This is a genomic window from Pseudomonas sp. MIACH, assembly GCF_001269925.1.
Lineage (GTDB): Bacteria > Pseudomonadota > Gammaproteobacteria > Pseudomonadales > Pseudomonadaceae > Aquipseudomonas.
Window position 1 is genome coordinate 16,739 of the sequence record NZ_LHVO01000037.1, and the last position, 22,090, is coordinate 38,828.

A 22,090-nucleotide genomic window follows, 5' to 3' on the forward strand; every position below is an offset into this window, starting at 1 on the left:
TCCCGTGGGACCACTGATGAGGGTAATAACTGTGCTTGAAGCCTACCGCAAACATATCGAAGAGCGCGCAGCACTGGGTATCGTTCCCCAGCCGCTTAACGCCGAACAAACCGCAGGCCTGGTCGAGCTGCTGAAAAATCCCCCGGCTGGCGAAGAAGAATTCCTCGTTGACCTGATCACCAACCGCATTCCACCAGGCGTTGACGAAGCTGCCTACGTCAAGGCCGGTTTCCTGTCTGCCCTGGCCAAGGGCGAAGCCACTTCCCCCCTGATCGACAAGAAACGCGCTGTTGAACTGCTCGGCACCATGCAAGGCGGCTACAACATCGTGACTTTGGTCGAGCTGCTGGACGACGCCGAGCTGGCGCCTGTCGCGGCCGCCCAACTCAAGCACACCCTGCTGATGTTCGACGCGTTCCACGACGTCGCCGAAAAAGCCCGCAACGGCAACGACCACGCCAAAGCCGTGATCCAGTCCTGGGCTGACGGCGAGTGGTTCCGCAACCGCCCTACCCTGGCCGACAAGATCAGCCTGCGCGTGTTCAAGGTCACCGGCGAAACCAACACCGACGACCTGTCCCCTGCCCCGGACGCCTGGTCCCGCCCTGATATCCCGCTGCACGCCCTGGCCATGCTGAAAATGGCACGCGAAGGCATCGTACCGGACGAGCAAGGCAAGACCGGTCCGATGAAGCAGATCGAAGAAATGCGCGGCCAAGGCTTCCCTATCGCCTACGTCGGTGACGTGGTCGGTACCGGTTCGTCGCGTAAATCCGCTACCAACTCGGTACTGTGGTTCTTCGGCGACGACGTTCCTTACGTGCCGAACAAGCGCGCTGGCGGCTTCTGCTTCGGCAGCAAGATCGCTCCAATCTTCTACAACACCATGGAAGATGCCGGCGCACTGCCAATCGAGTTCGACGTCACCAACATGAACATGGGCGACGTGATCGACCTGTACCCTCATGCTGGCAAAGTCTGCAAGCACGGTACCGACGAAGTCCTGACCACCTTCGAAATGAAGACTCCGGTCCTGTTGGACGAAGTTCGCGCCGGCGGCCGTATCCCGCTGATCATCGGCCGTGGCCTGACCGACAAGGCGCGCGCCGAGCTGGGTCTGGGTCCTACCGACCTGTTCAAGCTGCCTGAAGCACCGGTCGACACTGGCAAGGGTTTCACCCTGGCCCAGAAAATGGTCGGCAAGGCGTGCGGCCTGCCGGAAGGCAAAGGCGTTCGTCCAGGTACGTACTGCGAACCGAAGATGACCACCGTGGGTTCCCAGGACACCACCGGTCCGATGACCCGTGACGAACTGAAAGACCTGGCGTGCCTGGGCTTCTCGACCGATCTGGTGATGCAGTCCTTCTGCCACACCGCGGCCTATCCAAAGCCGATCGACGTGACCACCCACCACACCCTGCCTGACTTCATCATGACCCGTGGCGGTGTATCGCTGCGTCCAGGCGACGGCATCATCCACAGCTGGCTGAACCGCATGCTGCTGCCGGATACCGTCGGCACCGGTGGTGACTCCCACACCCGTTTCCCGATGGGCATCTCGTTCCCGGCCGGTTCCGGTCTGGTAGCGTTCGCCGCAGCCACTGGCGTGATGCCTCTGGACATGCCGGAATCGATCCTGGTGCGCTTCAAAGGCAAAATGAAACCTGGCATCACCCTGCGTGACCTGGTTCATGCCATTCCTTACTACGCGATCCAGGCTGGCCTGCTGACCGTAGAGAAGAAAGGCAAGAAAAACGCCTTCTCCGGCCGCATCCTGGAAATCGAAGGCTTGAACGACCTGACGCTGGAGCAGGCTTTCGAGCTGTCCGACGCCTCGGCTGAACGTTCGGCTGCCGGTTGCACCATCAAGCTGTCGAAAGAATCCGTCACCGAGTACCTGAACTCCAACATCACCCTGCTGCGCTGGATGATCGGCGAAGGCTACGGCGATGCACGTACCCTGGAACGTCGCGCCCAAGCGATGGAAGCCTGGGTAGCCAACCCGGAACTGATGGAAGCCGATGCCGACGCGGAATACGCCGAAATCATCGAGATCGACCTGGCCGAAATCAACGAGCCGATCCTCTGCGCACCGAACGACCCGGACGACGCTCGTCTGTTGTCCAGCGTTGCCGGTGAGAAGATCGACGAAGTGTTCATCGGTTCGTGCATGACCAACATCGGTCACTTCCGCGCTGCCGGTAAGCTGCTGGAGCAGGTCAAGGGTCAGCTGCCAACCCGTCTGTGGCTGTCGCCGCCGACCAAGATGGACGCTCACCAGCTCACCGAAGAAGGCTACTACGGCATCTACGGCAAGGCTGGCGCGCGCATGGAAATGCCGGGCTGCTCGCTGTGCATGGGTAACCAGGCACGGGTAGAGCCGAACTCGACGGTTGTATCGACGTCTACCCGTAACTTCCCGAACCGTCTGGGTGATGGCGCGAACGTTTACCTGGCTTCGGCTGAGCTGGCGGCAGTCGCCTCCACCCTGGGTCGCCTGCCGACCGTCGAAGAGTACATGGGCTACGCAGCGAAACTGGACACCATGGCCAGTGACGTCTACCGCTACCTGAACTTCGACCAGATCGCCGAGTTCCGCAAAATCGCAGCAAGCGCCAACATCCCGGTGATTCAAGCTTAACGGTGTGTTGATGTGAAGGACGCCGCGTATCGCAAGGTACGCGGCGTTTTTTTATGCCTGGAATACCAACACATTCAGTTGATCCATCTGTCACTGACCCACCGCCATCGCATAAGCCCCCTTCCTCACGCTTTTCCTACCTCAAGCGCCAGCTGCACCGCGCCATCGACGCTCAGGCCACTGAGCAATACATGGGGCGCCAATGCCTCAGGCAAGCCCTGCAACACCTCACGAGCCTCATGCCGGACGCGGGCCAGCACCAAGCGCTTGCCCTCCCCACGTACCTGGGCAAAAAACGCCGCCAGCGCTTCGATACTGGTGCCGTCGAGGTCCGGCGATTCTTCCAGGCTCAACACCACCACCTCTACCTGTGACTGCCGCATCAGGCGTAAGGCGGCGCCGAGGATGCGCTCGGCATTCGCAAAAAACAGCGCCTCGCTGGGCCGTACGATCAAGACTCCAGGCACGGCCAGGGCATCGGCATGGTGCTGACGGTCGACAAAGTCATGGCTGTCACCCAGGCGCCCCAGCACTTGAATGTCGGCTGACGACATCTGGCGCAGCATCAACACCACACTGATCCCCACCGCCACCAGCAAGCCATCCAGCACACCCAGCACCAGTACCGCCGCCACCGCGCAGATCACCAGCACGCGATCACGCCGCCACAGGAAATAACGCCCGAGGGGCTGCAAGCTCAAGCCGCGCCCCAGGGCATAGATGACCACAGCCGCCAGCACTGGCTCGGGCGTGAGCGCGACATAGGGCAACACCGTCAGCACGATCAGCAGGATCACCAGCGCCGCGACAATCCCCGCCAGACGCGAATAAGCGCCGGCCGCCTCGTTGGCCGACGTCGCCGAATAACCCGCCCCGGCCGGCATGCCGTGGAACAGCCCGGAAACCAGGTTGGCCGCGCCCAGCGCAAGCAGATCCCGGTTGGATGACACGCGGTCGCCATGCTTGAGCGCGAACGAACTGATAGAGCCGTAGGACTCCGCGTACAGGATCATCACCAGCGCAAACGCCAATTCCCCAAGGCGCAGCCAGTCGGCAAACGGCAGCACCGGCAAATGCCCCAACTCCAGGCGCAGGTCGATCATGCCGATCTGCGCCACGCCATAGGCCTGCAGGTCCAGGTACTGCCCCGCAGCGATGCCGAGCACCACGACCACCAGCCCACCAGGCACGCGCGGCAGGCGTGCGCACAGCCACAACACCAGCAACGCCAACGCCGCCACCAGTGCGGCAGGCCAGTTCCAGCGCGGTAGCTGCTCCAACAACTGCGGCAGAAAACGGATCAGGTTGTTATCGCTCAGGTGTACGCCCACTACACTGGCCAACTGCTTGAGGATGATGGTCAACGCCAGACCGAAGGCGAAGCCCCGTAACACCGGCTTGGCGATAAACGAGGTGACGCCGCCAAGCTTGAACAGCCCGGCCAACAGGAAAAACACCCCGGTCAGCAACACCAAGCCGAAGGCCAGGGACAGCCTCAATGCCGGATCATCCCCTGCCAGGCTCGCCGTGGCGGCCGCCAACACCGCTGCCGACGACGAGGTAGCCGAAACAATCGCAAAACGGCTGGTGCCGAACAGGCCGTAGCACACCAGCCCGGCAAACAAGGCGATCACCCCGGCCTGGGGCGGCAGCGCGGCAATACTGGAATAGGCCACGGCCTCCGGCAGCAGCAACCCGGCGATGGATAAACCCGCCAGCAGGTCCTGGATACGATTCGACGGTACGGCAACGGGTGCATCGGTTTCAGTCTTCAATCGGCCCAACCCATCCTGGCAAAAAGCGTGCGTAAGCTTAGCCCTCATTGCCCGACGGTGGTTGCGCCGCGTCAGGTTTTGCGCAGGCAAAAAAAAGCCGATTCGTGCTGTGCACGAATCGGCCTGTTTGCGTACGCCCCGGTGTCAGGACATCAGCGAGTAAATCAATGCAGTAATCGCCACCAGGCCCACCGCCGTGACAAACACGTTGGACGCTTGCCCACGGTACTTGGCCATGGCCGGCACCTTGCGGATCGCGTACATCGGCATCAGGAACAGGATCGATGCAATGATCGGCCCGCCCAGGGTCTCGATCATGCCGAGGATGCTCGGGTTCAGCGTGGCAACGATCCAGCACACCACCAGCATGAAGGCGGCGGTCATACGGTCGAGAGTCTTGGCGGCCGGGCGGCGACCGCTTTTGAGCACCAGGCCCTTAAGGCCTTCGCTGGCGCCGATGTAGTGGCCCAGGAACGACTTGGCAATCGCCACGAACGCGATCAACGGCGCGGCAAACGCGATGGTCGGGTTGTTGAAGTGGTTGGCCAGGTACGACAGGATCGACAGGTTCTGCTGTTTAGCTTCAGCCAACTGCGCCGGCGACAGGGTCAGCACGCAACTGAACACGAAGAACAGCACCATCACCACCATCAACAGGTGCGCGCGGGACAGGATCTGCGAACTGCGCTCATCGGCGTGCTCGCCGTACTGGCGCTTCTGGTCGACCGCAAACGCCGAGATGATCGGCGAGTGGTTGAACGAGAACACCATCACCGGAATCGCCAGCCATAGGGTATTGAGCAGGGCCGAAGGCGCCGGGACCACACTCGCAGTGCTGAGGATGCCACCGTTCCAATGCGGGATCAGGTACACCGCGAGGAACAGCAAGGCGACGATAAACGGGTACACCATCAGGCTCATGGCCTTGACGATCACCTGCTCACCGCAACGCACCACCGCCAGCAGGCCGAGGATCAGCACAAATGCCAACAGCGCGCGCGGTGGCGGCATGATGTGCAGTTGGTGCTCCATGAAACTGCTGACCGTGTTGGTCAGGGCCACGCTGTAGATCAGCAGGATCGGGAAGATCGCGAAGAAGTACAGCAGCGTAATCAACGCACCGGCCTTGACGCCGAAATGTTCTTCGACCACGTCGGTGATGTCGGAACCCGCACGACCAGAGAGTACGAAACGGGTCAGGCCTCGGTGGGCAAAGAACGTCATCGGGAACGCCAGCACCGCCAGGATCACCAAGGGCCAGAAGCCGCCCAGGCCGGCGTTGATCGGCAGGAACAAGGTACCGGCGCCAATGGCGGTGCCGAACAGGCCAAGCATCCAGGTGGTGTCCTGGCGGCTCCAGCTTGTGAGGGTTGCAGGTGTCGTTGCATAGCGTTCGTCGACGCTATTGGCCTGATCATTCATCCGGTCGGATCTCCGCATTTACACGGCCGGGACGAGTCAGAAAAACCTGACAGGCAGCGCCCCGACCATAGAAGGGGCCGGATTGTCCGGGATTCTCTTGAATAAGCAAAGACTTAGCTGAAGAACGGTTATGCGGTGCAGTCGCTCAAGCGCGGCCCTGGGCGGTGGTTTCGGGGAGCTGCGGCTGGTTTTTCGAGTGGCTGCCGAGCTGCGTTGACGAGCGCGCGCTGGGACTCTAATCAATACACTTCCCATACTTTTAGAGAAGTCGCCTACAGAAAAACCAGAGACTTCCTGTATCTAATTAAAAGTTTAATCACAACGCCCTTGCAATTGTTACACAACCCTACACAGCCATTGAGCAAGCGCCAAAAACCAAACTAACATCGCCCCGCTCCAATCGAAGAACAACATGCTTATTTAAAATAACAAGGATTCCAATATGCGAAGACTCACTGTTGTTTTTGCTGGATTGTTAATCACGGGCCTACTCTGCTCGTCCGAAAGTTACGCCAATCAAGCGGTGCCTGAACCTGACGTTCACGCACTGGCCTCCTCGCCTCAATGGCTGACCACCAAGGTTTATATCGAAGGCGAGCCGGACACCGACGTCAAGGCCAGCTACCCCGGCGTGGTAGGCATCTCGATGTGGGACCCGCAGCGCAATCGCTATGAGTTCTTCTACACCGATACCGGTCGCTCGAAGCACGCCGATGGCGGCGGCGGTTACTTCCTGGTCACCGGCGATAAGAAGACCCATATCCTGGTTCCTGACGTTGGCCCGACCAAAACCATTGTCAGACGGCTCGAAAAACTCGACAGCAGCGAATTCACCTATTCCCGCGAAGTGCCGCGCGACATGGTCAGCACTAACCCGCCCGTTCGAATTTATGTGGTACACGCCCCCTACACCGGCCCCATAAAGACAGTCATGTCGAACTAATTAAACATCAATGTTTAGCAACAAGACCGAATAACAAGCGAGGTACCTGACAATGAATATGCGCAAGCTATTACTACCTGCACTGCTGGCCGCGACCCTGTTACCCGGCGTGGTAATTGCACAAACCACAACAGCCACTGCCGCACAAAGTACTGCAGCCACGCCGGACAATTCCGTCATGTTGACTGTATTTCTTAAACACGATCAATCACGCCCGCTGGGCGAGTTGAAAGAACAACTGGCCAAGCAGGAGTTTCACAAAGTATTCCCGCCTGCCGGAGTGGAAGTGGTCAGTTGGAACATCACCATGGGCATCGGCCAAGTCATTGTGCTGCGCCTGCCTGCGTCGCGGCTGGCAGAAGTCAACCTGGCGATTGAAAACACCGCATGGGGGGTCTACACCACGGAATTCTTTCCAACCTACAATTTCATGCCCATCGCCCAAGCAGAGCAGGAAAAAGCTAGAAAGCAGTGATTGCCTGATGGCGGCAACGCCCCTGTTCCGGCAGCTCGTGAGGTAAAGAGCTATCGGGCAAGCTCCTTAAGGCCCCGCCAGCAATGGACGGGGCTTTTTGTTACTCCGCCTACTGGCACACACCGACTGACGTCAGGTACCGACAGGAGTAAGTTTTTTCTATCCCAGCAAAACGCTCTGTCCTACAAATCCCGCATACTCAACCTCTCAAACCCTTCAGGAAGAGCCTTCCGATGACCACCACTGTTCTGGTTCTGGTTGAAACCATCAATGAATACCTGCAAATCATCGAGAGCAACGACTTTCATGTGATTCTGGCGCCAACACCCGCCGAGCGTGCCCAGGCTATCAAGACCCATGGCGGGCAGATCAAGGCCGTACTGACCCGTGGCCCGTTGGGCTTGTATGCCGAAGAAATCGCCGCCCTGCCACTGCTGGAGATCATCTGCGTGATCGGCGCCGGCTATGAGCACGTGGACCTGCAGGCGGCGAGCAATCGCGGGATCGTGGTGACCAATGGCGCCGGGGTCAATGCACCGTCAGTGGCCGACCACGCCATGGCGCTGCTGCTGTCACTGGTGCGCGGCATTCCCCAGACGGACGCCGCGGTACGCCGTAGCGAATGGCCCAAGGTCATGCGCCCTTCCCTGGCTGGCAAGCAACTGGGCATTCTCGGACTCGGCGCCGTCGGCCTGGAGATCGCCAAGCGCGCAGCCCTCGGCTTTGGCATGGAAGTGAGCTATCACAACCGTCAGCCGCGCGATGATGTGGACTACACCTACTGCGCCACTGCCGTGGAACTGGCGCGCGCCTCGGACTTCCTGATCCTGGCCACGCCCGGTGGTGCCAGCACCCGTCACCTGATCGACCGTCACGCCCTGGACGCTCTCGGCCCGAACGGCTATCTGGTGAATATCGGCCGTGGCAGCGTGGTGGTCACCGACGACCTGGTTGCCGCCCTTGAGCAACGCCGTATCGGTGGCGCCGCACTGGACGTGTTCGACGATGAACCCAAGGTACCGGATGCCCTCAAACGCTTGAGCAATACCGTGCTGACGTCCCATGTGGCCGGCCTCTCGCCGGAAGCGGCCCACGATACCGTGCAACGGGTGGCCGACAACCTGGTGGAGTACTTCGCCGGCCGACCGGTACTCACCCCGATCGCCTTGCCCGCGCCCGTAAAGTGACCGATCAGGCACGCTGATCATCGTCCAACACGCTAACCTATTAAGCCGCCCCGACCTTGTCGCTGGGCGGTGGTGCGCATTAGATTAGGAAATAGTCCGACGCCTTTAGAATAAGCAGAAGGGATAAGCATGGCGCTTAACGACCAATCAACCCAGATTCGCCCAGGCGAAGAACTTGATGCCAATCTGATCGATCCCTACCTCAAGGCCCATATCCCGGGCCTGAGCGGCACGCCCACGATCAGCCAGTTCCCCGGTGGTGCGTCCAACCTCACCTACCTGCTGGAATACCCCGGCCAGGAATTCGTGCTGCGCCGACCGCCCTTTGGCCACAAGGCCAAGTCCGCCCACGACATGGGCCGCGAATACCGCATTCTCAACCAGCTCAAGGATGGCTTCCCGTATTGCCCCAAGGCCTATGTGCACTGCACCGATGAGTCGGTGATTGGCGCCGAGTTCTATGTCATGGAACGCGTCAAAGGCATCATCCTGCGCTCAGATCTGCCTACCGAGTTGGGCCTCGACGCCACCAGGACCGAGGCGCTATGCAAAAGCTTTATCGACAAGTTCGTCGAACTGCACCAGGTCGACTACAGCGCCTGTGGCCTGGCCGACCTGGGCAAGCCTGAAGGTTATGTGGCACGCCAGATTGGTGGCTGGAGCGATCGCTACGAGAAAGCCCTGACCCCCGACGCGCCCAAATGGGAGGCCGTCCGCGCCTGGCTCAACGATAAAATGCCCGCCGACCACCCCACGTCGAGCATCGTGCACAACGACTACCGCTTCGATAACGTGATCCTCGACCCGCACAACCCGATGCAGATCATCGGCGTGCTGGATTGGGAGCTGACCACCCTCGGCGACCCGCTGATGGACCTGGGCAACACCCTCGCCTACTGGATCGAAGCCGGCGACCCGGCACCGGTACAACTGATGCGCCGCCAGCCGAGCAATGCCCCTGGGATGCTCACCCGCCGCCAGTTCGTGGATTACTACGCCGAGCGCTCGGGCATCCAGATCGACAATTTCGACTTCTACTACACCTACGGCCTGTTCCGCCTCGCCGGCATCGTGCAGCAGATCTACTACCGCTTCTTCCACGGCCAGACCCAGGACAAACGCTTTGCGCAGTTCATCCAGATGAACAAGCTGCTGGAGCAGATGAGCCTGAATGTCATCGGTAAATCAGCCCTCTAAGGAATCGCTAATGTCCAAGACCAACCTGTTCGACCTCGACGGCAAGATTGCTTTTGTGTCCGGCGCCAGCCGTGGCATCGGCGAAGCCATCGCCAAGTTGCTGGCCCAGCAAGGCGCCCATGTGATCGTCTCCAGCCGCAAGCTCGAAGGCTGCCAGCACGTGGCGGATGCCATCATCGCCGACGGCGGCAAGGCCACGGCGATTGCCTGTCATATCGGCGAGATGGAGCAGATCACCCAGGTATTCGCCGGGATTCGCGAGCAGTTCGGCCGCCTGGACATCCTGGTCAACAATGCCGCGACCAACCCGCAGTTCTGCAACGTGCTGGACACCGACCTCGGCGCCTTCCAGAAGACCGTTGACGTGAACATTCGCGGCTACTTCTTCATGTCAGTGGAAGCCGGCAAGCTGATGCGCGAGAACGGCGGCGGCAGCATCATCAACGTGGCGTCGATCAACGGCATTTCGCCGGGGGTGTTCCAGGGCATCTACTCGGTGACCAAGGCCGCCGTGATCAACATGACCAAGGTGTTTGCCAAGGAATGCGCGGCGTTCGGCATCCGTTGCAACGCGCTGCTGCCGGGTCTGACCGACACCAAGTTCGCCTCGGCGCTGGTGAAGAACGACGCGATCCTGAAAATGGCCCTGGCGCAGATTCCACTCAAGCGCGTAGCCGATCCGAGCGAGATGGCCGGTGCGGTGCTGTACCTGGCCAGCGATGCGTCGAGCTACACCACCGGTGTGTCGCTGAATGTGGATGGCGGCTTCCTGTCCTGAGTGCACCTGGGTTTCTACGGATCGATTTACGCGTAACCTTGGCGTAGATCGATCTGTCTCAGGATGAAACATGGAACTGCACATCGTCATCAACGGCCGCAAGGACTTGGCTGCCCAGCTTTATCAACAGTTGCGCGAAGCCATCGCCGCCGGGCGTCTCGCGGCGGGCGCGCAACTGCCGCCCAGCCGCCTGCTGGCCGCGCAACTGGGCGTATCGCGCAAGACCGTGTCCGATACCTACGCCACCTTGACCTACGAAGGTCTGCTGGTGGGCAAGATTGGCCGAGGCACCTTCGTCAACGCATGGGCGCCACAGCCCAATCGCGTGCAGACCGCCACCGACCTGGCCTGCGCCGCCAACCTGGCGAAGTGGCAGTCGCTGCCCTCGCCCATGCACCACCCCACACGCGACAGCACGTTGCGCTACGAATTTATCGGCGGCGCCACCAGCCGCAACCAGTTCCCCCAGGATGAATGGCGGCGCTGCACCCAGGATGCGCTGCGGCGCATCGCCCAGAACAGTGGGTTCTACAGCCAGCCCGAAGGGTTGCCGGCACTGCGCAGTGCCATCGCCGGGCATATCGCGTTTTCCCGTGGGGTCAAATGCCGCGACAGCGACATCGTGGTCACCAACGGCGCGCAACAGGCGTTGGACCTGATCGCCCGCGTAGTACTGGAGCCGGGCAGCATCGTCGCCATGGAAGATCCCGGCTACAGTCCCGCGCGCCAGTTGTTCATGGCGATGGGGGCCTTGGTCATCGGTGTTCCCGTCGATGAGCAAGGCATCCAGGTCGACCAGATTCCCGATGGCGCACGGCTGATCTACGTCACGCCCTCCCACCAGTTCCCCCTCGGCATGCCCATGAGCCTGCCGCGTCGAGAGGCGCTGTTGGCACGCGCCTTCGAGCTGGGTGCGATCATCATCGAGGACGACTACGACAGCGAATTCCGCTACGAAGGCCGACCCACCGACTCCCTGCAAAGCATGGACAGCCGTGGCGTAGTCACCTACGTCGGGACCTTCTCCAAAACCCTGCTGCCCGAGCTGCGCCTGGGTTATGCGGTGGTGCCACCGGCGATTTACGGTGCGGTGCTCAAGGCCAAACAATTGACCGACCAGCACAGCTCCACATTGCCGCAATGGGCGCTGGCCAAGTTCATCAGCGAAGGCTATTTGCTCAAGCATATTCGCCGCTGCCACACCGTGTACGCCGGGCGCCGCGAGCGCATTCTGCAGCGCCTGGCGGCAGACCTGTCGCCGTGGTTCGAAGCCGTGCCTACCGTGGCCGGGTTCCATATGGCGGCGCTGTGCAAAGTACCGGTGAATATCCCGTTGCTGATGGAATTGGCGCGCCAGGTGGAAGTCGGCCTGTACCCGTTGGACGTGTTCTTCCACGACACGCCGGTGCGCCAGGGCCTGATCATCGGGTTTGGGGCCATCGAGACCCTCGACATCGACCCGGCGTTGGACAAGGTGCGCGATATTCTCCAGCAGATTGGCTAGGGGGTTTTCCGGCGCATTGGTCATTGGTCACTCGAACATCCCGGCGTACGGTGGGCAGGTCTCGAACTACTCGGAAACGTCGCCATGAAACGCCTGCTCGCCACCACCCTGATGCTCGCCTCCGTCAGCGCCTTTGCCCACGAACCCGTGTACAACCAGGAATCAATCAAGGTCCTGCAAGAACACGCGCTGACCAATGTGCCCGGCAAGAAAACCCTCATGCTCACCGTGGACTACGCCCCCGGCCAGGCCACCGTACCCCATAGTCACACGGGCACCGCCGTGGCCTATGTGCTCGAAGGCGCGATCACTTCGAGGGTCAATGATGAGAAGGCCGTGACCTACAAGGTGGGCGAATCGTTCTACGAACCGGCCGGTTCGCGGCATTTTGAATCCAGCAACGCCAGCCAGAGCCAGCCGGCCAGGTTGCTGGTGGTGATGGTGCTGGATGACAAGGCCGAGGTGCTGACCCCCCTTCCAAAATGATCAACCGCACCACCAGTCAGAGGTGTGGGTGGGGGGGCTAAAGGTGGGAGAGGGCTTGCCCCCGATAGCGGTGAGTCAGCGACTCACGGCCGTTTGAACTGGCGGCGCAACGCTTCAATCTGCGGGCGGCAGGCACACCCTTCAAGGTGATCATTAACCATCCCCATTGCCTGCATCAGCGCATACATCGTGGTCGGCCCGACGAACGTCCAGCCGCGCTTCTTCAACGCCTTGGACAGCCGCACCGACGCCGGCGCGGTGGGATTGCCGGTCCAGTAAGCCAGGTCCACCACTGCCGGGCGTTCTTCAGGGCCGGGTTCGAACGCCCATAACCACTGCGCCAGCGAGCCGGTCTCATCCACCAACTCACACGCCCGGCGTGCGTTGTTGATCGTGGAAACGATCTTCGCTCGATTACGCACGATGCCCGGGTCCTGCATCAACCGCGCAATATCCGTCTCGCCGTACTGCGCCACCCGGCGAAAATCAAAACCGTCGAACGCCGCCCTGAATTGCTCGCGCTTGCGCAGGATGGTGATCCAGGCCATGCCGGCCTGGAAGCCTTCCAGGCAAATCTTCTCGTACAGTTGAACATCATCCGCCACCGGCACGCCCCACTCGTGGTCGTGATAACGCGGGTATTCCGGCGCAGCCGTGCGCCAGGTGCAGTGGGTCTGCCCTGCTTCGTCGGTGGTCAGCCCTGGTTTATCCATTAATCACCTCATGTGCCAGGCGGCGGATGATAAGCGAAAAAATTTACCCCCTGCCAACCGCTCAAGCATCCCCCTTCGCGACCAACTGGTCAGACCGGGACCTGTCAACCGACGAAGAATGACTTGTTATTTCAAAAATACCTGGCCTAGACTGGCGACGCACTGGACTTACCGGTATGACCACAACAATTAAGCCCTGGAACCACCGGGGCACCGCATAGAGATCCCTCCCATGCTCAGATGGTGCTCGCGTTCGATTTTCCTGCAAGTCGTGATTGGCCTGATGCTCGGCATCGTGTGCGGCCTGGCCCTTCCCGAATTCTCCTCGCAACTCAAACCCCTGGGTGACGGCTTTATCAAGCTGATCAAGATGCTGATCGGCCTGATCGTGTTCTGCGTAGTGGTCAGCGGTATTTCCGGTGCCGGCGACTTGAAGAAAGTCGGGCGCATCGGCCTCAAGTCGGTGATCTACTTTGAAGTGCTCACCACCATCGCCCTGGTGATCGGCCTGATCATGGCCTTCAGCACCGGGATCGGCACCGGCGCCAATATCCACCTGGAACAACTGTCCTCCGCCGGTCTCAATGAACTGGCCGACAAAGGCCAGCACATCAAGGGCACCAGCCAGTTCCTGATGGACCTGATCCCCAACTCGGTGATCGGCGCCTTTGCCGACAACAATGTCCTGCAAGTGCTGCTGTTCTCGGTGCTGTTCGGCAGCGCGTTGAACCTGGTGGGCGAAGCGGCTTCCGGTATCACTCGGTTGATCAATGAACTGAGCCATGTGATTTTCCGCATCATGGGCATGATCGTGCGCCTGGCTCCGATCGGCGTGTTTGGCGCGATCGCCTTCACCACCAGCACCTACGGGCTGGACTCCCTGCAACACCTGGGCAGCCTGGTGGGCCTGTTCTACCTGACCTGCTTTGCGTTTGTCGCGCTGATCCTCGGCCTGGTGATGCGCCTGTCGGGCCTGCGCATGCTGCCGCTGCTCAAGTACCTGCGTGAAGAACTGCTGATCGTGATGGGCACCGCCTCCTCCGATGCCGTGCTGCCGCAGGTCATGCGCAAACTCGAACACCTGGGCATTGGCAGCTCCACCGTGGGCCTGGTGATTCCCACCGGGTATTCGTTCAACCTCGACGGTTTCTCGATTTACCTGACCCTGGCCATCGTGTTTATCGCCAACGCCACCGGCACGCCACTGTCGATGACCGATCTGCTGACCATCCTGCTGGTGTCGCTGATCACCTCCAAGGGCGCCCACGGGATTCCCGGCTCGGCTCTGGTGATCCTCGCGGCAACCCTTACGGCGATCCCAGCGATCCCGGTGGTCGGCCTGGTGCTGGTATTGGCAGTGGATTGGTTCATGGGTATCGGTCGCGCGTTGACCAACCTGATCGGCAACTGCGTCGCCACCGTGGCCATTGCCCGCTGGGAAAAAGACATCGATATCCAACGCGCCAACAAGGTGCTGGACGGCCAGCAAGGTTATGCCTTCCAGGCCAAGAAGCCGGTAGTGCCGGCCCACCAGGAATTTTAAAACGCTAAACGCTTTCCACTGTAGGAGCGAGCTTGCTCGCGAAGGTCGTCAACGATAACGCGGGCATTCTGGATGCACGCGGTGACTTGAAGTTTTTCGCGAGCAAGCTCGCTCCTACAGTGCAGGGATTATTCATTTTTTAAGGAGCGCACGACGTGATCAGCACCTCAACCGTCGTCAATTCAGTCGTAGAAAAACTCCGCGCCGCCCTGGCTCGCGGTCAGTGGCGCCGGGGCGAAATGCTGCCCGGCCAGCGCGAACTGGCCGAGCAGATGGGTATCAGCCGTCCCAGCCTGCGTGAAGCGGTGATCGTGCTCGAAACCCTTGGCCTGGTGCGTTCCATGCCCGGAAAAGGCGTGGTCGTGCTGGAAACCAGCGTCAGCGAACCGCAATCGAGCGACGCCGTGGCCGACGCCAGCCTCGAAGATATCCTGCAACTGCGCTACACCCTCGAACCCTTCATTGTCGGCCTGGTGGCGCAGTCCATCAGCAACAAGGAGGTCGGCCAATTGCGCCTGACCCTGATGGACATGCGCGAAGCCCTCGATGCCGGTGATGCCGAAGCCGGCATGAACGCCTACCTCGATTTTCACGAAGAACTGTTCGCGCTCACCTCCAACCCGATCTTCCAGAACGTGGTGCAGCAAACCAGCAACGCCCTCAAGCAAAGCGCGCAAGTGCTGCGCAACTCCCCCGAGCATCTGGCGGAACGCTTGCAGGAAAACGAAGCGGTGGTACGCGCCATCCGCAACAAAAACAGCGCCCTGGCCAGTGCCGAGATGCGTCGGCACATCCTCCAGGAAGGCCTGCGCATGGGCATTCACTTGAACATCCCGGACGACCACCTGGGCAGTTGATTTTTTGGAGACCGGCCATGACCGCTCACGCCCTGCAACACGATCCCTTCCTGCCCACCCTGCGCCTGGTGGCCGGTAAAAAACCTTCGGTGGATGACATCTACCCTCGCCTGTTCGACGCCATCCTCGAACAACGCATCGCCCCGTCCAGCCGCTTTACCGAAGAAGGCCTGGGCGAAACCTTTGGCGTGAGCCGCAGCGTGATTCGCCGGGTGCTGGCCAAGCTGTCCCATCAGCAGGTAGTCATTTTGCGCCCCAACCAGCGTGCCCAGGTCGCGGCACCGGATGCCCAGCAGACCCGGCAGATTCTTGAAGCACGGCGCATGACCGAAATCACAGTGGTGCAATTAGCCTGCGCCCAGGCGACAACCGCGCAGATACGCCAGTTGCGCGAGCTGATAGCACGGGAACGCGACTGTATAGAACGTAACCAGCGAGGGCCGGCGATTCGATTGTCCGGGGAGTTTCACCTGCAATTGGCGCAGATGGCGGGCAACGCGCCGTTGGCGCAGTTTCTCAACAGCCTGGTGCCGTTGACGTCGTTGATCATCGCCCAATTCGAAGCGAAAGCCTGCACGTATTGCACGTGGCAAGAGCATGTGGGGATTGTGGATGCGATTGAGCAACGCGACTCAAGCACCGCAGTGACCCTGATGACCCAGCACCTGGATCACCTGGAAAGCAAACTACTCAAACACCACTGATATCCAGATAAATAAAAATCCAAATGTGGGAGAGGGCTTTGCCCCCTCCCACATTGGTTTCACCCAGGCATCAAGCCGGTTGCAGCACCGACTGACCGCTCATCGCCAGGTCCAGCAACTCACGGTTAGCCACCGCGTACATGGCGTAGTCCGTGCCAGCCGCAGCACGAATTTCCAGCATCATCGCAGTCCAGCGATCAGCCATGTCCTTGTGCTGCTCAAGCCACAGGGCCACGCGGGCTTCCATGTCTTGTGGCGCGTCGGCCATTTGCAGGACGGAAATGGTGATCGCCCGTTGCTGCCAATCCACGTCGTCGCGGAACGCTTCGCGGGCCTGGGCCTGCCAGTTGTTGGCCACAGGCAGATCGCTGATCTGCTGCAGGTACCACGGCAAGTCCAGGGCGCTGCCAACGGCGAAGTAGGCCTTGGCCACTTCAGCGGCGTCATGCCCGGTCACGTCAGCGGCTTCAATGATCGGCAGCAAGGTGTACAGGTGAGTGGTGCCTGCAACCATGCGCGCCAACAACTCCGGCACGCCGGCTTCGGTGTAGGCCTGGTAGCGGGTCTGCCAGCCTTCGCGGGTCGGACCTTCCAGCAGTTCGTCGAGCTTGAGGCCCAACGCGGCCAGGTGCGGACCGAAGTGCGCGGTGTCACGGCCAGCGTCCTGCTCGTTGCGACGGCTGCGCAGGAACCAGCGCGTAGCGCGACGGCCCAGGCGCATCAGCTCATCCATCAACTGCAACTGCACGTCAGCGGAGACCTGGTGGTCCAGGGCTTCGATCTGGCGGAACCAGTGCGGGAGGTGGAAGATGTCGCGCACGATCACATAAGCACCGGCCACGTTCGCCGGGCTCATGCCGGTGGACTCTTTGAGTCGCTGCACGAAGGTGATGCCCATGTGGTTGACCAGGTCGTTGGCGATCTGGGTGCTGACAATCTCGCGCTTCAGACGGTGACGACGCATGGCCTCGCCGAACTTGGCGACCAGGCTCGGTGGGAACGCCGTCTCCATGTCACGGGTGAGGTATTCGTCATCCGGTACCAGTGACTTGAGCAGCGCTTCCTTGAGGTCGATCTTGCTGTAGGAGATCAGCACCGACAGCTCCGGACGGGTCAGGCCCTTGCCGGTGGAAGCACGCTCGGTGAGCTGCTCTTCGGTCGGCAGGTACTCGATGGCGCGGTCCAGCTTGCCACGGCCTTCCAGGTCGCTCATCAGGCGCTTGTACTCGGCGGCACGCTCGTAGGCACGGCGTGCAGCCAGGGACAGGGCCTGGGTCTGCTTGTAGTTGTTGCCCAACACCAGGCTGCCGACTTCGTCGGTCATGCTCGCCAGCAACTGGTTGCGTTGCTTGTCGGTCATGTCACCGGCCTGCACCACTTCGTTGAGCAGGATCTTGATGTTCACTTCGTGGTCGGAGCAGTCCACACCGCCGGCGTTGTCGATGAAGTCGGTGTTGGAACCGCCGCCATTGAGGCCGAATTCCACACGACCCAGTTGGGTCATGCCGAGGTTACCGCCCTCGCCCACTACCTTGCAGCGCAGCTCGTTGCCGTTGACGCGCAGCGCGTCGTTGGCCTTGTCGCCCACATCCGCATGGCTTTCGGTGCTGGCCTTGACGTAGGTACCGATACCACCGTTCCACAACAGGTCCACCGGCGCCTTGAGCAAGGCGTTCAACAGTTCGGTCGGGGTCAGCTTGTCGGCCGAAATGTCGAAGCGTTCCTTCATCTGTGGCGAGATGGCAATGCTCTTCGCGCTGCGCGAGAAGATACCGCCGCCTTCAGACATGATGCTGGTGTCGTAGTCGGTCCAGGCCGAACGCGGCAGCTCGAACATGCGCTGGCGCTCGACGAAGCTGGTGGCCGGGTTCGGGTTCGGGTCGATGAAGATATGCAGGTGGTTGAAGGCCGCGACCAGTTGCAGCTTGTCGGACATCAACAGGCCGTTACCGAACACGTCACCGGCCATATCGCCGACGCCCACCACCGTGATGCTGTCTTCCTGCACGTTGATGCCGCGCTCACGGAAGTGACGCTGCACACCGACCCACGCGCCTTTGGCGGTGATGCCCATTTTCTTGTGATCGTAACCGGCGGAACCACCGGAGGCGAACGCGTCGCCCAGCCAGAAGCCGTAGTCGATGGCGATGCCGTTGGCGATGTCGGAGAAGGTCGCGGTGCCCTTGTCCGCTGCCACCACCAGGTACGGGTCATCGTCGTCATGGCGCACGACGTTGGCCGGCGGCACCAGGGCGCCGTCCTTGAGGTTGTCGGTGATGTCCAACAGGCCGGAAATGAAGATGCGATAGCAGGCGATGCCCTCGGCCGCGATCTCGTCACGGCTGCCGCCCAATGGCAGGCGACGCGGCAGGAAGCCGCCCTTGGCGCCCACCGGCACGATCACCGAGTTCTTCACTTGCTGGGCTTTTACCAGGCCGAGCACTTCGGTGCGGAAGTCTTCTTCACGGTCGGACCAGCGCAGGCCGCCACGGGCAACGTTGCCAAAGCGCAGGTGCACGCCTTCGACACGCGGCGAGTAGACGAAGATTTCAAACTTCGGCACCGGCTTGGGCAGCTCGGGGATGGCGCGCGGGTCGAACTTGAAGCTGAAGTACGACTTGTTCTGGCCGTTGGCGTCGGTCTGGTAGAAGTTGGTACGCAGGGTCGCCTTGATCAGGTCCAGATAGCGACGCAGGATGCGGTCTTCGTTGAGCACCTGGACGTCATCCAGGGCGCTGAGGATCGCTTGTTCCAGGCGTTGCTGCTTGTCTTCGAGGTCATCGGCGGTGAGCTTGCGCGCCAGGTAGAAGCGGGTTTTGAACAACCGGGTCAACTCGCGGGCGATGTCGGTGTGGTTGTTCAGGGTACTGGCGATGTAACCCAAGTCGAAGCCCAGGCGGATCTGCTTCAGGTAACGGGCGTAGGCACGCAGCAGCGCGACGTCGCGCCATGGCAGGCCGGCGGTCAATACCAGACGGTTGAACGCATCGTTCTCGGCATCGCCGTGGACGATGTGCACGAACGCATCCTGCAGGGTGTCGTTGAGCTGCTGGATATCCAGGTTCACGCCTTCGGCAGCGATGAACGCAAAATCGTGAATCCAGAACTCGCGGCCGTTGGCATGGCGCAGGCGATACGGGAACTCACCCAGCACGCGCAGGCCAAGGTTTTCCAGGATCGGCAATACGTCGGACAGCGCCAGCGGGGTATCCGCGTGGTAAAGCTTGCAATGCAGCTCGCGCTGGCCGGACACCTGGCCCAGGGGCTGATAGAAGCTCATCACCAGTGGGTTGGCTTCGGTGAGGCTGAGCAGGTGCTGCATGTCGACCACGGCCGAATGCGCAGCGAAACGCTCGCGGTAGCCGGCCGGGAAGCCTTTCGGGAAGTCCGCCAGCACGTTGGTGCCGTGGGCTTCGCCGAAGCTTTCGACGACGAGGCTGGAGTAGTCGTCCTGCCAGCTGCGGCAGGCCTGCACCACTTCTTTTTCCAGTTGCAGCGGATCGATGTCCAGGCGGTTCTTCGGATCGACCCGCAGAATCAGTTGCACACGCGCCAGCACGGATTCGGAGAAGAACGTCCAGAACTCGCAGTCCGAGGCTTTCAGGCGATCCATCAGCACTTGCTGGATCTTCTGGCGCACTTCGGTGGAATAGATGTCGCGCGGCACGTAGGCCAGGCAGTAGCAGAAACGACCGTACGGGTCTTTGCGCAGGAACACGCGGATCTTGTTGCGTTCCTGGATCTGCACGATCGACATCACGGTGCTGAACAGCTCGTCGACCGGGGTCTGGAACAGGTCATCGCGGGGCAGCACTTCAACGACCTGCGCAAGCTCCTTGCCCAGGTGCGCCTTGGCCTGGAAGCCCGAACGGCGTTCGATTTCCGCGACCTTGCGGCGGATATAAGGGATCACGCGCACGCTTTCGCCGTACACCGAAGAGGTGTAGAGGCCCATGAAGCGGCATTCCTTGATCACCTTGCCGTCGGCATCGATCTGGCGGATCGACACGTAGTCCGGGTAAGCCGGGCGGTGAACGCGACTTGGGTGCGCGGCCTTGGCGAACGACAGCACAGTCGGTTCGCGCAGGTACGACACGGCGTAGTCTTCGATGCGCAGGTCGTCGGCGGTGAGGCCGGCGCGCAGCAGTTTGGTCAGACCGAGGAACGAGCTGGCGTCATATTCAATATGACCGCCGTCCGCCTCGTCACGTACCACAAACTCTTCATAGCCGAGGAAGGTGAAGTGGTTGCCCACCAGCCATTCCAGGAAGTTCTTGATCTCGGCTTTCTCTTCGCCGTCGATGCCGAACGGGCTGGCGTCGATACCGTCCAGCAGCTCCTGGACCTTGGCCTTCATCGGTTCGAAATCGGCCACGGCCACGCGCACTTCGCCCAACACCTGCTCAAGCTCTTTGCTCAGCACGTTCAATTCGGCGGCGTTGGCGCAGCGGTCGATTTCCAGGTACATCAGCGATTCTTGCTGGATACCTTCGCCCTGGGTGCCTTTGGGCAGGATTTCCAGCAGCTCGCCCTTGCTGCCACGGCGCACGCTGAGCACGGTGGTCTGCAGGGTGTGGATGCTGTAGCCACGGCGGTTCAGCTCGGTGCGTACCGAGTCCACCAGAAATGGCAGGTCATGGTGCAGCACTTCGACCGCAGTGTGGGTCGATTGCCAGCCATGACGTTCGTAATCGGGGTTGTAGACCCGCACTTGCGGTTGGGTGTGATCAAAGCGCTCAAGCAGGCGCCAGGCAGACAGGGTGCAACCGGCCAGGTCGGAAAGGCGACGCTGGGTCAGTTCATCCAGGGAAATGATGCCGAAGAATTGTTCAGCGAACAGCGCCACTTGTGGCAGTGCCTGTTCACTGATGTGCTGCGCCAGTGCCGCTTGCAGTTGATGCTGGAAGTCGGCCTTGCTGGCTGCGGTGAAGAACGCCATCTGTGGTACTCCGCTTGGGCTTGTTATTGATGGAAGCGTCGCGTGTTATCCCCTTGCGGGGAGACCGTCAGCTCTGTTCGCAGGTAACGAGTTAAGCACCATAAACGAATCAGGGTGACAGGTGGGTGAAGCTGGACAAGACAATGAGGTCACATACAACTTCCATAAGATGCGGGCCTTGCCGGGTGACGGTACGACGGGCAGGTCAGACGCCTGGCAGGCTGTGGAACGAGAGCCGCATCCGTTGCGCAGCTTAACGAGTGTAGGAAGCCGCCTGCTTGCGAGGCTGCGACATATTCGGTCATCGGTAAGCAGGCCCGGGGTTGCAACTTGGGCAACCCAGGATCATCCGGGGAAAAACCAGCCTTTCCCTACACTGGATGTGTCGGAAATGACTGATTCAGCTCACAAGGTCACGCATGAGCGTCTGACACAGGATGCAGCACAAAATTCGCCGCAATGGCACAATCACCCACGCAACGCCCTACTCCAGACAGGATTCCCCATGCTGCAACTGAATACCGACGCCCTGATGGCCACCCCGTGCGACGAAGAAGAAGACAACATGGCCATGCTCTGCTGCCACGGCAAGAACGGCGAGATGTTCATGCTCAGCCGCTACCCCGACGAAGATGAAGTAGAACTGACCTGGGACTACGAGCCCTCGACCCTGAATGGACTGAAAGTCACCCTGGGTGACACCACCCTGCTGGTCGAACTGGCCGCCGGCGATACCGATGCCCTGGGTGGCAAGGATTGCCTGCAGATCAGCCACAGCACGGCGCCGGCAGATATGTCAGAAGTGGAAGAAACCCTGCAGAACATTCTCAAAGGCACCGGCACCTACATTCGCGCCTGAATCGCGTCCGGCACCCGTCGATGCAGTCACGGCCAACGCCCTTGACCGTTGGTCGCCACTGTTATTT

The 22,090-nt window shown here is 60.8% G+C and carries 16 protein-coding genes and 1 pseudogene; 13 read left to right on the forward strand and 4 right to left on the reverse strand.

Annotated elements, in window-relative coordinates; genetic code table 11:
* Positions 1 to 31 precede the first annotated feature (31 nt).
* A complete protein-coding gene (gene acnB / locus AD670_RS15465; protein WP_053133884.1) occupies positions 32 to 2,641 on the forward strand; it encodes a bifunctional aconitate hydratase 2/2-methylisocitrate dehydratase in 2,610 nt (869 codons plus the stop codon).
* 125 nt (positions 2,642 to 2,766) lie between these two features.
* Here acnB and AD670_RS15470 read toward each other — a convergent pair whose 3' ends face one another.
* Together AD670_RS15470 and AD670_RS15475 are read right to left on the reverse strand one after the other, a co-directional pair.
* Positions 2,767 to 4,416: a SulP family inorganic anion transporter gene (locus AD670_RS15470; protein WP_053133887.1), complete on the reverse strand. Its 1,650-nt coding sequence runs from the start codon at positions 4,414 to 4,416 to the stop codon at positions 2,767 to 2,769.
* A gap of 144 nt (positions 4,417 to 4,560) precedes the next feature.
* The gene (locus AD670_RS15475; RefSeq protein WP_053133890.1) at positions 4,561 to 5,838 is read right to left on the reverse strand and encodes a serine/threonine transporter; all 1,278 of its coding nucleotides are present in this window, start codon (positions 5,836 to 5,838) and stop codon (positions 4,561 to 4,563) included.
* Between the two features lie 442 nt (positions 5,839 to 6,280).
* Between AD670_RS15475 and AD670_RS15480 the strand changes: the two genes are divergently transcribed.
* The 7 genes from AD670_RS15480 to AD670_RS15510 all read left to right on the forward strand — a co-directional run bounded on the left by AD670_RS15480 (position 6,281) and on the right by AD670_RS15510 (position 12,408).
* Positions 6,281 to 6,781 (forward strand): DUF4822 domain-containing protein, encoded by a 501-nt coding sequence (locus AD670_RS15480; protein WP_053133892.1) that lies wholly within the window; start codon positions 6,281 to 6,283, stop codon positions 6,779 to 6,781.
* Between the two features lie 52 nt (positions 6,782 to 6,833).
* A complete protein-coding gene (locus AD670_RS15485; protein WP_371263184.1) occupies positions 6,834 to 7,256 on the forward strand; it encodes a hypothetical protein in 423 nt (140 codons plus the stop codon).
* Positions 7,257 to 7,489: 233 nt separating this feature from the next.
* Complete coding sequence (locus AD670_RS15490) at positions 7,490 to 8,443, forward strand: 2-hydroxyacid dehydrogenase (RefSeq protein WP_053133895.1); 954 nt, start codon at positions 7,490 to 7,492, stop codon at positions 8,441 to 8,443.
* A 129-nt stretch (positions 8,444 to 8,572) separates the two neighbouring features.
* Positions 8,573 to 9,640 carry a phosphotransferase family protein gene (locus AD670_RS15495; protein WP_053133897.1) on the forward strand — a complete coding sequence of 356 codons (1,068 nt, stop codon included), beginning with the start codon at positions 8,573 to 8,575 and terminating at the stop codon, positions 9,638 to 9,640.
* 10 nt (positions 9,641 to 9,650) lie between these two features.
* A complete protein-coding gene (locus tag AD670_RS15500; RefSeq protein ID WP_053133900.1) occupies positions 9,651 to 10,418 on the forward strand; it encodes an SDR family oxidoreductase in 768 nt (255 codons plus the stop codon).
* Positions 10,419 to 10,488: 70 nt separating this feature from the next.
* Positions 10,489 to 11,922, forward strand: coding sequence for a PLP-dependent aminotransferase family protein (locus AD670_RS15505; protein WP_053133902.1), 1,434 nt, complete (start codon positions 10,489 to 10,491; stop codon positions 11,920 to 11,922).
* An 84-nt stretch (positions 11,923 to 12,006) separates the two neighbouring features.
* Positions 12,007 to 12,408 carry a cupin domain-containing protein gene (locus AD670_RS15510; RefSeq protein ID WP_053133905.1) on the forward strand — a complete coding sequence of 134 codons (402 nt, stop codon included), beginning with the start codon at positions 12,007 to 12,009 and terminating at the stop codon, positions 12,406 to 12,408.
* Between the two features lie 83 nt (positions 12,409 to 12,491).
* On the opposite strand, the gene AD670_RS15515 is transcribed toward AD670_RS15510, so the two are convergent.
* Entirely contained in the window at positions 12,492 to 13,121 is a 630-nt protein-coding gene (locus AD670_RS15515) for a DNA-3-methyladenine glycosylase I (RefSeq protein ID WP_053133908.1), read from the reverse strand.
* A 217-nt stretch (positions 13,122 to 13,338) separates the two neighbouring features.
* Here AD670_RS15515 and AD670_RS15520 point away from each other — a divergent pair, with 217 nt between their 5' ends.
* From AD670_RS15520 to AD670_RS15530, 4 genes and pseudogenes are all read left to right on the forward strand, one after another.
* A complete protein-coding gene (locus AD670_RS15520) occupies positions 13,339 to 14,664 on the forward strand; it encodes a C4-dicarboxylate transporter DctA (protein WP_172681483.1) in 1,326 nt (441 codons plus the stop codon).
* Positions 14,665 to 14,696: 32 nt separating this feature from the next.
* Positions 14,697 to 14,786 (forward strand): annotated as a pseudogene (locus AD670_RS32285) (outer membrane lipoprotein carrier protein LolA); the annotation flags it as partial.
* Between the two features lie 33 nt (positions 14,787 to 14,819).
* A complete protein-coding gene (locus AD670_RS15525; RefSeq protein ID WP_053133914.1) occupies positions 14,820 to 15,521 on the forward strand; it encodes a FadR/GntR family transcriptional regulator in 702 nt (233 codons plus the stop codon).
* A 17-nt stretch (positions 15,522 to 15,538) separates the two neighbouring features.
* Positions 15,539 to 16,225 (forward strand): GntR family transcriptional regulator, encoded by a 687-nt coding sequence (locus tag AD670_RS15530; RefSeq protein ID WP_053133917.1) that lies wholly within the window; start codon positions 15,539 to 15,541, stop codon positions 16,223 to 16,225.
* Positions 16,226 to 16,295: 70 nt separating this feature from the next.
* Here AD670_RS15530 and AD670_RS15535 read toward each other — a convergent pair whose 3' ends face one another.
* On the reverse strand, positions 16,296 to 21,164 hold the full coding sequence (locus tag AD670_RS15535) for an NAD-glutamate dehydrogenase (protein ID WP_053133921.1): 4,869 nt from the start codon (positions 21,162 to 21,164) through the stop codon (positions 16,296 to 16,298).
* Between the two features lie 505 nt (positions 21,165 to 21,669).
* Between AD670_RS15535 and AD670_RS15540 the strand changes: the two genes are divergently transcribed.
* Positions 21,670 to 22,023: a hypothetical protein gene (locus tag AD670_RS15540; RefSeq protein WP_053133923.1), complete on the forward strand. Its 354-nt coding sequence runs from the start codon at positions 21,670 to 21,672 to the stop codon at positions 22,021 to 22,023.
* Positions 22,024 to 22,090 lie beyond the last annotated feature (67 nt).